Below are 12,639 nucleotides of genomic sequence, written 5' to 3' on the forward strand. Positions count from 1 at the left end.
GGCCGCCCGCTCAGGGGCAGGCGACCCACTCCTCCTCGCCGTCGGTGAAGACCTGGCGCTTCCAGATCGGCAGCCGCTTCTTCACCTCGTCGACGAGCTCGGCGCAGGCGGTGAAGGCCTGGCCGCGGTGGCCGGCGCTCACCGCGCACGCCAGGGCGACGTCACCGATGCCCAGCAGCCCGATGCGGTGGGAGACGGCGACGGCGTGGACCTCGGGGCGGGCGGCGAACTCGGCGGCGAGCTCGGCGATCACGTCCTGCGCCGTGGGGTGCCCCACGTACTCGAGCTCGGTCACCGACCGGCCGCCGTCGTGGTCGCGGACGACACCGGCGAAGGACACCACCGCGCCGGCCCGCTTGTCGGCCACGGCGTCCTCGTGCTCGGCGACCGAGAGGGGGACGTCGACGACTCGCGCGATCACGGCGCCGACGGTACCCGGGCGGCGGGTGCGCATCGGCCGGTCGGTGCGCACCCGTCGGTCAGTCGCGGCGCAGCGGGGCCGCCGCGAACTCCACCTCGTCGTAGCCCCCGCCCGCCGAGCCGCCGGCCCGCACCGCCGCCCGGACGGCCTCGGCGAAGGCGGGGTCCGCCAGGGCGGCCTGCCCCTCCGCGGAGAGCTCGACGCGGGCCCGGGCCCCCAGGTGGCGGACCCGGAGGTCGCGCAGGCCGAGCCGGCGCAGGCCCGCCTCGGCCCGCTCGACCCGGCCGAGGTCGCCGATCGTGACCGGGGTGTGCACGGGGATGCGGCTGGCCAGGCAGGGCGCGCTGGGCTTGTCCCAGACGGGAAGCCCGAGCGTCCGCGCCAGCTCCCGCACGGTGCGCTTGCCGATGCCGGCCTCGGCCAGCGGGCGGCGGACGCCGAGCTCGGCGGCGGCCCGGCTGCCCGGGCGGTCGCCGCGGACGGCGTCGTCCGCGGTGTCCCCGTTGAGCAGCAGGTCGACGCGGTGCGCCCGCACCACCTCGGCGAAGGAGCGGGTGTAGAGCTCGTGCTTGCAGAAGTAGCAGCGGTCGCCGGCGTTGGCGACGTAGCGGGGGTCGTCGAGCTCGGCGGTCCGGACCTCGACCAGGCGGACGCCGACCTGCGCCGCCGTGGCCCGCGCGGACGCGCGCTCGTCGGCGGCCAGGCTCGGGCTGACGCCCAGCACGGCGACGACGCCGTCCCGGCCCAGGGCGCGGGCCGCCAGCGCGACCACCACGCTGGAGTCCACGCCGCCGGAGAAGGCCACCGCGACCCTCCCGGCGTCGCCCAGCGCCCCGGCGAAGCGCTCCGCGGCCTCGGCGAGCGGGCCGGGCGGCAGCGGTCGCGTCGGGTCGGTGCTCACCGGGCCCCCGCCGGGGGGACGTCGAGGTCGACCGGGTCGGCCAGCCCCGTGCAGTCGACCTCGGTGACCTCGTGCTCGGCCAGGTACCGGCGGGCCCCCTCGTCCCCGGTGACCGTGGCCGCGACACCGGCCCAGTGCTCCCGGCCCAGCAGCACCGGGTGGCCGCGCACCCCGTCGTACGTGGCGACCGCCAGCACGTCGGGCGCGGCGTGCGCGGCCACCCGCTGCAGGGCCGCCGGGGTCATCCCGGGCATGTCGACGAGCAGCACGAGGGCAGCGTCCACCCTCCCGGGCCAGCCGCGCAGCCCGTCGAGCCCGGTGCGCAGGGACGACGCCATCCCGGTCTCCCAGTCGCGGTTGGCGAGGACGACGGCGTTCCCCAGCCGGGCGGTCCGCCAGACGTCGACCGCCCGGGCGCCGAGCACCACCAGCACCGGGTCGCAGACGGCCGCCGCCGTCGCCACGGCCCGCTCCACCAGCAGGCTGCCCTCGTACTCGACCAGGGCCTTGGGCATCCCGTAGCGGCGGCCGCCCCCGGCGGCCAGGACCATCCCGGCGACTGCGCTCACCCCTCCAGCCTCTCAGCGGGTGTAGACCGCGATCTCGGAGGCCTTCACGGTGGCCCAGACGGCGACCCCGGGCGCGAGCCCGAGCTCGGCGAACGCGGTCGCGGTGACGTCGGCGATCATCGGCACCTCGCCGTCGAGCTCGCAGCGCACCGTCGCCCCGTGCGGGGTGGCCGAGACCAGCCGGGCCGGCCACACGTTGCGCGGGCTGCCCTCGGGCCGGCTGAGGTACAGGGCCACCGACTCGGGGCGGACGGCGACGAAGACCGGGCCCGACGCCTCCTCGGCGACCGCCACGCTGCCGCCGCCGTCCAGCCGCACACCGGTGCCGTCCGCCGTCCCGGGCAGCAGGGACAGGCCGACCAGCCGGGCGACGTAGTCCGTCCGCGGGTGCCGGCTCACCTCGGCCGGCGTCCCCTCCTGCACGACCCGCCCGCCCTCGACCACCACGACGCGGTCGGCCAGCGCCATCGCGTCGACCGGGTCGTGGGTCACCAGCACGGTGCTGCCGGGGTAGTCGGCGAGGTGGCGGCGCAGCTCGGCGCGCACGGTCAGCCGGGTCCGGGCGTCGAGCGCCGACAGCGGCTCGTCCAGCAGCAGGACGGCGGGGTCGCCGACCAGCGCGCGGGCCAGGGCGGCGCGCTGCGCCTGGCCGCCGGAGAGCTGCGCGGGCCGCCGGTCCCCCAGCTCCCCGATGCCGACCCGCGCCAGCCAGCCCCGGGCGGCGGCCCGCGCCTCGGCCTTGGGCACGCCGCGGGTGCGCAGCCCGAAGGCGACGTTCTCGGTGACCGAGAGGTGCGGGAAGAGCAGGTGGTCCTGGAACACCATGCCCAGCCGGCGCTCGTGGGCGGGTACGTGCCGCCCCGCGGCCACGTCGTCCCAGACGTCGTCCCCCACCGCCACCCGGCCGGCGTCGGGGAGCAGCAGCCCGGCGAGCACCCGCAGCAGCGTGGACTTGCCCGCGCCGTTGGGCCCGAGGACGGCGAGCACCTCCCCGGGCGCGACCGCGACGTCGAGCGCGACGGTGAACGCCCCCCGCCGCACCTCGACCGCCGCGGTCAGGGTCACGCGGCCGCTCCGCTGCGGGGGAGCCAGCGGTCGCGGAGCAGCAGCAGCGTGCCCAGGGAGACGGCGAGCAGCAGCACCGACAGCACGATCGCCGCCGGCGGGTCGCTCTGCAGCTCGAGGTAGACCGCCAGCGGCATGGTCTGCGTGGTGCCGGGGAAGTTGCCGGCGAAGGTGATGGTGGCGCCGAACTCCCCCAGGGCCCGGGCCCAGCACAGCACCGCCCCCGCCGCCACCCCGGGAGCCACCAGCGGGAGGGTGACGCGGCGGAACGTCGTCCACCGGTCGGCGCCCAGGGTGGCCGCGGCGTCCTCGAAGCGGGCGTCGGCGGCGCGCAGTGCACCCTCGACGCTGATCACCAGGAACGGCATCGCCACGAAGGTCTCGGCGATGACGACCGCGGTCGTGGTGAACGGGATCGTGACCCCGAAGGCGTCGTCCAGCCACCGGCCGACGATGCCCTGCCGGCCGAGCACCAGGAACAGGGCGACGCCGCCGACCACGGGGGGCAGCACCAGCGGCACGGTCACCAGCGCCCGCAGCACCGAGCGCCCGCGCGCCCGCGACCGGGCCAGCACCCAGGCCAGGGGGACGCCGAGCAGCAGCGAGACGCCGGTGGCCAGGGTCGCCGACACCAGGGACAGCCGCAGCGCCTGCCCGGCGGCCGGCTCGGCCAGCTGGGCGGGCAGGTCCGCCCACGGGGTGCGGATGAGCAGGCCGGCCAGCGGCAGGACCAGGAAGGCGACGGCCACCGCCGCCGGGACCAGCAGCGGGGCGGGGACGCCGGTCTCCCGCCGCCGCCTCACGGGGCGCGGAACCCGGCGTCCGCCAGGGCCCGCTGCCCGGTGTCGGAGGTGACGAGCTCGACGAACGCGGCGGCGGCGTCCGGGTTGGGCGCGTCGGCGAGGACGGCGACCGGGTAGTCGTTGACGGCGTCCTCGGCCTCGGGGAAGGCGATCCCCTCCACCGCACCGCCCTCGGCGGCGTCCCCCGCCGCGGCGACGTCGCTGGCGTAGACCAGGGCGGCGTCGACCTCGCCGAGCTCCAGCTTGGTCAGCGCCGCGCGCACGTCCTCCTCCAGGGTGTCGGGGGCCGCCGTGACGCCCGCCGCGGCGAGGACCTGCTCCGAGGCGGCGCCGCAGGGCACCTCGGGCGCGCAGAGGGCCAGGGCGAGGTCCTCGCGGGCGAAGTCGGCCAGGCCGGTGACCCCGGCCGGGTTGCCGGCCGGGACGGCGATCTCCAGCACGTTGGTCGTGAACACCTCCGGGTCGCCGGCGGCCAGGCCGGCGTCGGTGACCACGGCCATCTGCGGTGGGTTGGCGGAGGCGAACACGTCCGCGGGGGCGCCCTGGGTGATCTGGGTGGCCAGCGCCGAGCTGCCGACGAAGCTGAACTGCACGGACAGCCCCGGGTTCTCCTGCTCGAGCTGCTCGCCGAGCTCGGTGAACACGTCGGTGAGCGAGGCGGCGGCGAAGACGGTGAGCGTGCCGCCGAGCTGCTCGTCGGCCGGGGCGCCGGAGGCCGCCGTCCCCGCGCCGTCGGCGGAGCCGCCCCCGCAGCCGGCCAGCGCGAGCAGCGCCGCGCCGGTCAGCGTGCCTCGGATGCGGTCGCGCACATCGTCCTCCCGTCCGCAGGTGCGGGAGGAGGAGACCAGATCGGTGCGCGTCTGCGCAAGCTCCCCCGCGTGCAGGCGACGTGGTGGGGTGGGGTCAGGGGACGTCGACGCTGACCTGCGTGGCCTTGACCGTCGCCACGGCGCGGACGCCGACCTCCAGCCCCAGCTCGTCCGCGGCCTCCCGCGACATCAGGGACACCACCCGGAACGGACCCGCCTGGAGCTCCACCTGCGCCATCACGGTGTCGCGGACCACGCGGGTGACGATGCCGGTGAGCCGGTTGCGTGCCGAGGAGGAGCGGGTGGCGCCCGGCTCGGGCGCGTCGTGCAGCTGCGCCGCCACCCGCGCCAGGTCGGCGCCGGCGACCTGGGCGGGCGCCCCGCCCTGGCGGCGCGCGGGCAGCCGGCCGCTGTCGATCCAGCGGCGGACGGTGTCGTCGCTGACGCCGAGCAGCTCCGCGGCCTCGGCGATGCGGTAGGAGGCGGCCACGGGGGGACCCTAGGGGCCGCCACCCCGCCGCCGGGGTTGTGGACGGCACCCCGCCGTCCCCAGGCGGTCCCGGGTGCCGCGGGCGCCGGCGGGCAGCATCGCCGGCATGGCTGACGACGCACGGGTCCGGACGCTGCTGCTCGCCCGGATGTTCCCCGACGACGAGGGGCTCCCCGCGGCCGCCGAGGAGCTGGCGGCGCTCGACCCCGCCGTCGACCGCGCCGGTGCGGCGACCGGCGTGCTGCTGACCGCCCTGGAGGAGGCCTTCGAACGCGGCTGGCAGCCCGCGGACGTCGTGCACGCGGTGGCGCGCGAGGCGTCCGCGCGGTCCGCCCCGCTGGCGGTGGCGCTGATCGCCGAGCACGCGCGGGCCAGCGGTGCGCAGCGCCGGGCGCCGGAGGGCTGGGTCGAGCAGCTGCGGGAGCTCGGTGCCCTCTCCCCGGGCGAGCCCGCGGTCGTGGCCGCCTGGCACCGGGCGCACCGGCGCCCGGCACGGGAGGCGTGGCGCGTGGTCCTGCTCCTGGCCGCCTCCCTGCGCTGGCTGGCCCGCCTCGACGTGCTCATGCCGCCCCCGTCCCGGTGGGGCCCGCCCCGCTCCCGGCCCGCCCCCGGCGCCGGGGCGGCGCCCGACGACTCCCGGGTGCTGCGCCGCATCCGCGGGTTGCTGGCCAAGGCCGAGTCCACCGAGTTCCCCGACGAGGCCGAGGCGCTGACCGCGAAGGCGCAGGAGCTGATGACCCGCCATGCGGTCGACGCCGCCCTGCTCGGGCCCGGCCCGTCCCCGTCCCCGTCCCCGGGGGCCGAGGTCGGCACCCGCCGGGTGCACGTCGCGGAGCCGTACGTGCGGGCCCGGATGCAGCTGCTGGCCGCGGTCGCGGAGGCCAACGACGTCCGGCTGGTCTGGTACGGGCGGCTCGGCATCGCCAACCTGGTGGGCGCCCCGCCGGACCTCGACGCGGTGGAGCTGCTGTTCACGTCGCTGCTGCTGCAGGTCGCCCAGGGGTTGTCCGCGGCCGAGCGCGGGGCGGCACGCGGTGCGGCGTCCCGCTCGTTCCGGCGCTCGTTCCTGCTCGGCTACGCCGCCCGGATCGGCGAGCGGCTGCAGGCAGCGCGGCGGCGGGCCACCGCCGAGGCGGCGGCCGAGCACGGCGTCGACCTGCTCCCGGTGCTGCGCAGCCGCCAGGAGGCGGTCGAGGCCCGGGCGGCCGAGCTCTTCCCGCGGGTGCGCAGCCGCCGCAGCCGGGCCTCGGTCGACGCCGGCGGCTGGTTCGCCGGCCGGGCCGCCGCCGAGCGCGCCGACGTCGGCACCCGCCGGTCGTCCCTGCGGTGACGCCGGGGGCGTTCCTTCGGGAACACCCCCGCTCACCCGGTGTCCGCCACCTGCGGCGACTCCCCCGGTAGCCGGTGCCGCGCCCTGCGGCTCGACATGGGACGGCGGTCCGGCGACGTCCCGGGTGGTCGACGGGTGTCCGCGCCCGCCCGGGGTCTCGGCTTCGACACGAGCGCCGACGAGCGCGCTTCCACCGCCGAGAGGCGGAGACGGCGCCTGACGGGTTCTCCTCCGAAGCCACCGCCACCTACCGCCGCCTCGCCACCGGGACCGCTGCCCCGACGTCCGGCTGAGGACGTCCCCGCGGCAACGCCCCGGTCACGGGCACGCTCCACGCGCGCCGCGGACCCGGGCGAGAATGCGGAGGTGCCCCGGCTCCTCGTCGTCCACCACACGCCGTCGCCCGCGATGCAGGCCGTGCTGGAGGCGGTCAAGGAGGGAGCGGCGATGGTCGAGGAGGTCGAGCTGACCCTGCGGCCGGCGCTCTCCGCCGGGCCGGCCGACCTGCTGGCGTGCGACGGCGTCCTGCTCGGGACGCCGGCCAACATCGGCTACATGTCGGGGGCGTTGAAGCACTTCTTCGACACCGTCTACTACCCGTGCCTGGACGCCACCGTCGGGCTGCCGCACGGCGTCTACGTGCACGGCAACGACGACACCGCCGGCGCGCTCGCCGCGATCGACCGGATCACCGGGGCGCTGGGGTGGAAGCGGGTCGCGGCGCCGCTGAGCCTGACCGGGGCACCGGGGAAGGACGACCTGGAAGCGGTGCGCGAGCTCGCGGCCACGGTGGCCGTCGGCCTCTGACGGCGTCCCCGCAGGCACACCCGGGGCGGGGCGGCAGGGCGTTCCCCGGGGAACGCCCTGCGGGCGGCGAGGCGCCGGGGTGGCGCGGCAGGCGTGAGGGGAACCGGGGTGGCGGGTGTCCCACCCGCGTCCCGTTTGCCGATCACGCGCCCCGGGGAGAGGCAGCCGGTGACACGCACCGGCAAGGACGAGCCGACGAGCGCGGACAACCCGGCGGGGAAGACCGCCGCCGTCCGCACCCGCCGCATCCGCGAGACCGCCCGCGAGCTCCTGGGCTTCGAGACCTTCCGCCCCGGCCAGGAGCGGGCGATGCAGAGCGTCGTCTCCGGGCGCGACACCCTCGCCGTGCTGCCGTCCGGAGCCGGGAAGTCCGCCGTCTACCAGGTGGCCGGCCGGCTGACCGACGGCCCCGTGCTCGTGGTCTCCCCCCTCATCGCCCTCCAGCGCGACCAGGTCGCCCGCCTCGAGGAGGTGGACACGCTCGCCGGCTCGGCCGCGCAGCTGAACTCGGCGCTCTCCGCCGGTGACCAGCGCGCCGCCCTCGAGGGGCTGGCGGACGGAACGGTCCGCTACCTGTTCCTCGCGCCCGAGCAGCTGGTCAAGCCCGAGGTGGTGGAGGCCGTCGCCGCCACCCGGCCCACCCTGTTCGTCGTCGACGAGGCGCACTGCGTGTCCGCCTGGGGTCACGACTTCCGGCCCGACTACCTGCGGCTCGGCGCCGTCGTCGAGCAGCTGGGCCACCCCACGGTGCTCGCGCTCACCGCCACCGCCGCCCCGCCGGTCCGTGCGGAGATCGTCGAGCGCCTCGGCATGCGCGATCCGGAGGTGGTCGTCGCCGGGTTCGACCGGCCGGAGATCCGGCTCGAGGTCGAGCAGCACGCCGACGCGCACACCAAGCACGAGGCGGTGCTGGACCGGGTGCTGGCCGAGGTGGGCGAGGGCCGCGTGCCCGGCATCGTCTACAGCGCCACCCGCAAGGGCACCGAGGAGCTGGCCGGTGAGCTGGCCGACCGCGGGCTGCGGGCCCGGGCCTACCACGCGGGGCTGAAGAAGTCCGAGCGCGAGGACGTGCAGCGGGCCTTCATGGCCGACGAGCTCGACGTCGTCGTCGCCACCACCGCCTTCGGCATGGGCATCGACAAGCCCGACACCCGCTTCGTCGTGCACGCCGAGCCCGCCGACTCCCTCGACAGCTACTACCAGGAGATCGGCCGGGCCGGCCGCGACGGGCAGCCCGCGCTGGCACTGCTGGTCTACCGGCAGGAGGACCTCGGGGTCCGGAAGTTCTTCGCCGCGGGGATCCCGCCGGAGGAGGAGCTGCAGCAGGTGGCCGGCCTGGTCGCGGCCGCGGAGGCCGCGGGCATCGAGGACGGCGTCGACGTCAAGCAGCTGCGGGAGGAGACCGGCCGCGCCGCGACCCCGCTGGCCCGCGACCTCAACCTGCTCGAGCAGGTCTCGGCCGTCGTGCTCGACGAGGAGGGCGCCGCCCACCCGGCCGAGGGCGCCCCCGACCCGGCCGACGCGGCCGCCGCGGCGCACGAGCTGGCCGAGCACCACGAGCGGGTCGACCAGAGCCGGGTCGAGATGATGCGCGGCTACGCCGAGACCACCGACTGCCGGCGGCAGTTCCTGCTGGGCTACTTCGGGGAGCAGCTCGAGCACCCGTGCGGCAACTGCGACAACTGCTCGGCCGGGCTCTCGCAGGACCAGCCGGTCGGCGACGACGCCGACACGCCCTTCCCCGCGCAGACGCCCGTGGAGCACGCCGAGTGGGGCCCCGGGGTCGTCATGCGGGTCGAGGACGACCGCGTCGTCGTCCTGTTCGAGGAGGTCGGCTACAAGACCCTCGCGCTGGCCGCCGTCACCGAGAACGACCTGCTCACCCGCCGCGGCTGAACCCGGGGTGGCGACCGGCGAGCCGCCCCGGGCACCACCGTCTTGCCACGGTGTGACGCAGGTCATACCGTTCGTCGCCACCCGGGGCGCCGAGACGCTCCGACCGGCCCAGGAGGAGCCATGGCGACCCACGAGACCTCCGAGCCCCGGCACCTGGCGACCGAGCTGCCCAGCAAGGCGCTGCCGCCCGTCCCGTACGCCGACCTGCCGGAACCGCTGCACATCAGGCAGGTCATCGGCCCCAGCGTGCTGCTGCTGGCCGGGGCCATCGGGTCCGGCGAGTTCGTCCTCTGGCCCTACATCACCTCGCAGGTGGGCCTGGCCGTCGTGTGGCTGGTCGTCATCGGCGTCCTGACGCAGTACTTCCTCAACATGGAGATCGAGCGCTACACGCTCGTCACCGGCGAGACCGCGGTCACCGGCTTCACCCGGCTCTGGAAGCCGTGGAGCTGGCTGTTCGTCATCATGACCGTCGTCCCCTGGGCCTGGCCCGGCTGGGCGACCGGCGGGACGACGACGCTCGGGTTCGTCTTCGGCTTCAGCGAGGACGCCGTCCCCTACATCACGATCGGCGTCCTCGTCCTCATCGGGCTGGTCCTCACCGCCTCGCCCGTCGTCTACAAGACCGTGGAGAAGATCCAGTTCTTCATGGTGGGGCTGATCGTCCTGTTCTTGATCTACGCCCTGGTCTTCCTGGTCGGCGGAGAGGGCTACTCGGGCCTGGCCGAGGGCCTGGTCTCGGTCGGCGAGCTGCCCGACGCGGTGAGCCAGATCGGCACCGCCACCCTGCTCGGCGCGATCGCCTTCGCCGGCGCCGGCGGTGCCATGAACCTGGCCCAGTCGAACTGGGTCCGCGACAAGGGCCTGGCGATGGGGGCCCGGCTGCCCAAGGTCGTCTCCCCGTTCACCGGCGAGGAGGTGGCCGCCCCGACCACCGGCTTCATGTGCCGCCGCGACGAGGCGAACCTGCGCCGGTGGCGGGACTGGTGGCGGGTGGCCGACCGCGAGCAGTTCGTCACGTTCTTCGTGATCGGGCTGATCGCGCTGCTGACCTTCATGATGCTCGCCTACTCGACCATCGGGGTCGGCACCACGGAGGCGGAGAGCTTCGACTTCATCCGGCAGCAGGGCGACGCGCTGGGCGCGGAGCAGGGCGCCTGGCTGTCGACGACGTTCTGGCTGATCGGCACCGTGGTGCTCTTCTCGACCAACCTCGCCGTGCTCGACATGGTGGGCCGGGTGACCGCCGACGTCCTGAAGACCGGGGTCCTGCGCGAGAACCCGCGGTGGAGCGAGAGCCGGATCTACTTCGCCGTGGTCTGGACCGAGATCGTCTTCGGCTCGGCCATCCTGCTGTCGGGCGTGACGCAGCCGCTGATCCTGCTGGTGATCGCCAGCTCGCTCAACGGCCTGGTGATGTTCGTGTACTCGGCGCTGCTCATCCAGCTCAACCGGCACACGCTGCCGGAGCAGTTCCGCACCCGCGGCGTGCGGCTCGTGGCGCTGTTCTGGGCGGTGCTCTTCTACGGGTTCTTCTCGGTCATCCTGCTGATCGACCAGGTCGGCAACCTGCTCGGCGGCGGCTGACCGGCGCCGGGCGCGCCGCGACCTCCCGTGCCCCGGCCGCCTCCCGGCGGCGGGGAGGGGGCCGCGGCACGCGCACGGGCGGGTGATCCCCGGGCTCCCGGCCGGCGTTCGCACTGCAGGACGACGCCGGCGCCCTCATGATCACCCCTGTGCCCGGGCGATCGGCGTTCCCGGCGAGAGGAGTACACGGGTGAAGGTCCTCGGCATCAACGCGCTCTACCACGACCCGGCCGCGGCCCTGGTCGTCGACGGCGAGGTCGTGGCGGCGGCGGAGGAGGAGCGGTTCAGCCGGCGCAAGCACGGCAAGCGACCGCTGCCGTGGAGCGCCTGGGAGCTGCCCGAGCTCTCGGCGGCCTGGGTGCTGGCCGAGGCCGGGCTCACCCCCGCCGACCTGGACGCCGTCGCCTACTCCTTCGACCCGCGGCTGATGCCGAGTCCGGAGGAGACCGGGCTGTACGACGAGGGCGACGTCATGCGGAAGATGTACGCCGAGAAGGCGCCGTCCTTCCTCGCCCACCACCTGCCCGGTCTGGCCGCCGAGCGGGTCCGGTACGTCCCGCACCACGTCGCGCACGCGGCGAGCGCCGGCCTGGCCGCGCCCTACCCGACCAACTCGGTGCTGGTGCTCGACGGCCGCGGCGAGGCGGTGAGCCACCTGGCCGGCCGCTACACCGACGGGCAGCTCGAGGTGCTGGCCAGCCAGGCCCTCCCCCACTCCCTGGGCCTGCTCTACGAGGACCTCACCGAGCACCTCGGCTTCCTGCGCAGCTCCGACGAGTACAAGGTCATGGCGATGGCCTCCTACGGCAAGCCGCGCTTCGCCGCCGAGCTCGAGCCCTACGTCCACGCGACCGGGGACGGCGGCTTCCGGACCGAGCGCATCGACTTCGCCGAGTTCGCGCCGCGGCTGGGCAAGGGCGACGAGTGGACCGAGGCGCACGCCGACCTCGCCGCCAGCGTCCAGCTGCGGCTGGAGGAGACGATGCTCGACCTCGTCCGCTGGCTGCACGGCCGGACCGGCGACTCCGCGCTGACCCTCGCCGGCGGCGTCGCGCTCAACTGCGTGGCCAACAGCCGCATCTCCGCCGAGGGCCCGTTCGAGCACGTCTGGGTTCAGCCCGCGGCCGGCGACTCCGGGACGGCGCTCGGCGGGGCCATGGCCGTGGCCACCGAGCTCGGCGACACCACCGCGCCGATGCCCGGCGCCGACCTCGGACGGGGCTGGACCGACGAGGAGATCGAGTCCTGGCTGATCACCGCGGCCATCGACTACGAGCGCCCGCACGACGTGGCCGACGCCGTCGCCGCCGTGCTCGCCGACAACGGGATCGTGGCGTGGTTCCAGGGCCGCAGCGAGTACGGCCCCCGCGCGCTGGGTCACCGGTCGCTGCTCGCCCACCCCGGCTTCGAGGCCAACCTCGAGCGGATGAACGACGTGAAGGGCCGCGAGCAGTTCCGCCCGGTGGCGCCGATGGTGCTGGCCGAGCGGGCCCCGGAGATCTTCGGCCGCGGGCCGATCCCCTCGCCGTACATGCTCTTCGTCCACGACGTGCACCCCGACTGGCGCGACCGCATCCCCACGGTCACCCACGTCGACGGGACGGCGCGCATCCAGACCGTCGACCGCGCCGACGAGCCGCTGGTCGCCCGCATGCTCGAGTGCTTCGAGCGGCGCACCGGGCTGCCGGTCGTGGTCAACACCAGCCTGAACACCGCCGGCCGGCCGATGGTCGACGACCCGCGGGACGCCCTGGAGTGCTTCGGCTCGGCCCCCGTCGACCTGCTCGCCATCGGCCCGTTCGTCGTCCGCCGGGCGCGGCCCACCCAGCGCTGATCCGCGGCCGGGGGGGGGGGGGGGGGGGGGGGGGGGGGGGGGGGGGGGGGGGGGGGGGGGGGGGGGGGGGGGGGGGGGGGGGGGGGGGGGGGGGGGGGGGGGGGGGGGGGGGGGGGGGGGGGGGGGG

Annotated in this window: 12 protein-coding genes and 1 pseudogene; 5 read left to right on the forward strand and 8 right to left on the reverse strand. The window is 76.2% G+C overall.

What is annotated here, in order from left to right:
• Positions 1 to 10: 10 nt before the first annotated feature.
• From ACI8AC_RS19570 to ACI8AC_RS19605, 8 genes and pseudogenes are all read right to left on the reverse strand, one after another.
• Positions 11 to 421, reverse strand: a complete 411-nt coding sequence (locus ACI8AC_RS19570) for a molybdenum cofactor biosynthesis protein MoaE (protein ID WP_456899503.1) — start codon at positions 419 to 421, stop codon at positions 11 to 13.
• A 58-nt stretch (positions 422 to 479) separates the two neighbouring features.
• Positions 480 to 1,322 carry an ATP-dependent sacrificial sulfur transferase LarE gene (gene larE, locus ACI8AC_RS19575; RefSeq protein ID WP_456899504.1) on the reverse strand — a complete coding sequence of 281 codons (843 nt, stop codon included), beginning with the start codon at positions 1,320 to 1,322 and terminating at the stop codon, positions 480 to 482.
• On the reverse strand, positions 1,319 to 1,891 hold the full coding sequence (locus ACI8AC_RS19580; protein ID WP_456899505.1) for a nucleotidyltransferase family protein: 573 nt from the start codon (positions 1,889 to 1,891) through the stop codon (positions 1,319 to 1,321). Before ACI8AC_RS19580 ends, larE begins: the two co-directional genes overlap by 4 nt.
• A 12-nt stretch (positions 1,892 to 1,903) precedes the next feature.
• A complete protein-coding gene (locus ACI8AC_RS19585; protein WP_456899514.1) occupies positions 1,904 to 2,359 on the reverse strand; it encodes a TOBE domain-containing protein in 456 nt (151 codons plus the stop codon).
• Between the two features lie 120 nt (positions 2,360 to 2,479).
• Positions 2,480 to 2,926: pseudogene (locus ACI8AC_RS19590) on the reverse strand (ATP-binding cassette domain-containing protein); the annotation flags it as partial.
• A gap of 26 nt (positions 2,927 to 2,952) precedes the next feature.
• The gene (locus ACI8AC_RS19595) at positions 2,953 to 3,759 is read right to left on the reverse strand and encodes an ABC transporter permease (RefSeq protein ID WP_456899506.1); all 807 of its coding nucleotides are present in this window, start codon (positions 3,757 to 3,759) and stop codon (positions 2,953 to 2,955) included.
• Positions 3,756 to 4,568 carry a molybdate ABC transporter substrate-binding protein gene (modA, locus tag ACI8AC_RS19600; RefSeq protein ID WP_456899507.1) on the reverse strand — a complete coding sequence of 271 codons (813 nt, stop codon included), beginning with the start codon at positions 4,566 to 4,568 and terminating at the stop codon, positions 3,756 to 3,758. The genes ACI8AC_RS19595 and modA overlap by 4 nt, the downstream gene beginning before the upstream one ends.
• A gap of 94 nt (positions 4,569 to 4,662) precedes the next feature.
• Positions 4,663 to 5,058, reverse strand: coding sequence for a TOBE domain-containing protein (locus ACI8AC_RS19605; protein ID WP_456899508.1), 396 nt, complete (start codon positions 5,056 to 5,058; stop codon positions 4,663 to 4,665).
• Between the two features lie 106 nt (positions 5,059 to 5,164).
• Between ACI8AC_RS19605 and ACI8AC_RS19610 the strand changes: the two genes are divergently transcribed.
• The 5 genes from ACI8AC_RS19610 (at position 5,165) to ACI8AC_RS19630 (ending at position 12,512) form a co-directional block, all read left to right on the forward strand.
• Positions 5,165 to 6,388 carry a DUF2786 domain-containing protein gene (locus ACI8AC_RS19610; protein ID WP_456899509.1) on the forward strand — a complete coding sequence of 408 codons (1,224 nt, stop codon included), beginning with the start codon at positions 5,165 to 5,167 and terminating at the stop codon, positions 6,386 to 6,388.
• A gap of 366 nt (positions 6,389 to 6,754) precedes the next feature.
• Positions 6,755 to 7,195 carry a flavodoxin family protein gene (locus ACI8AC_RS19615; RefSeq protein ID WP_456899510.1) on the forward strand — a complete coding sequence of 147 codons (441 nt, stop codon included), beginning with the start codon at positions 6,755 to 6,757 and terminating at the stop codon, positions 7,193 to 7,195.
• A gap of 168 nt (positions 7,196 to 7,363) precedes the next feature.
• Positions 7,364 to 9,091: a RecQ family ATP-dependent DNA helicase gene (locus ACI8AC_RS19620; protein ID WP_456899511.1), complete on the forward strand. Its 1,728-nt coding sequence runs from the start codon at positions 7,364 to 7,366 to the stop codon at positions 9,089 to 9,091.
• A gap of 120 nt (positions 9,092 to 9,211) precedes the next feature.
• Positions 9,212 to 10,678 (forward strand): Nramp family divalent metal transporter, encoded by a 1,467-nt coding sequence (locus tag ACI8AC_RS19625; protein ID WP_456899512.1) that lies wholly within the window; start codon positions 9,212 to 9,214, stop codon positions 10,676 to 10,678.
• A 190-nt stretch (positions 10,679 to 10,868) separates the two neighbouring features.
• Positions 10,869 to 12,512: a carbamoyltransferase family protein gene (locus ACI8AC_RS19630; protein ID WP_456899513.1), complete on the forward strand. Its 1,644-nt coding sequence runs from the start codon at positions 10,869 to 10,871 to the stop codon at positions 12,510 to 12,512.
• Positions 12,513 to 12,639: the final 127 nt, after the last annotated feature.

The organism is Geodermatophilus sp. SYSU D00758 (assembly GCF_054049955.1).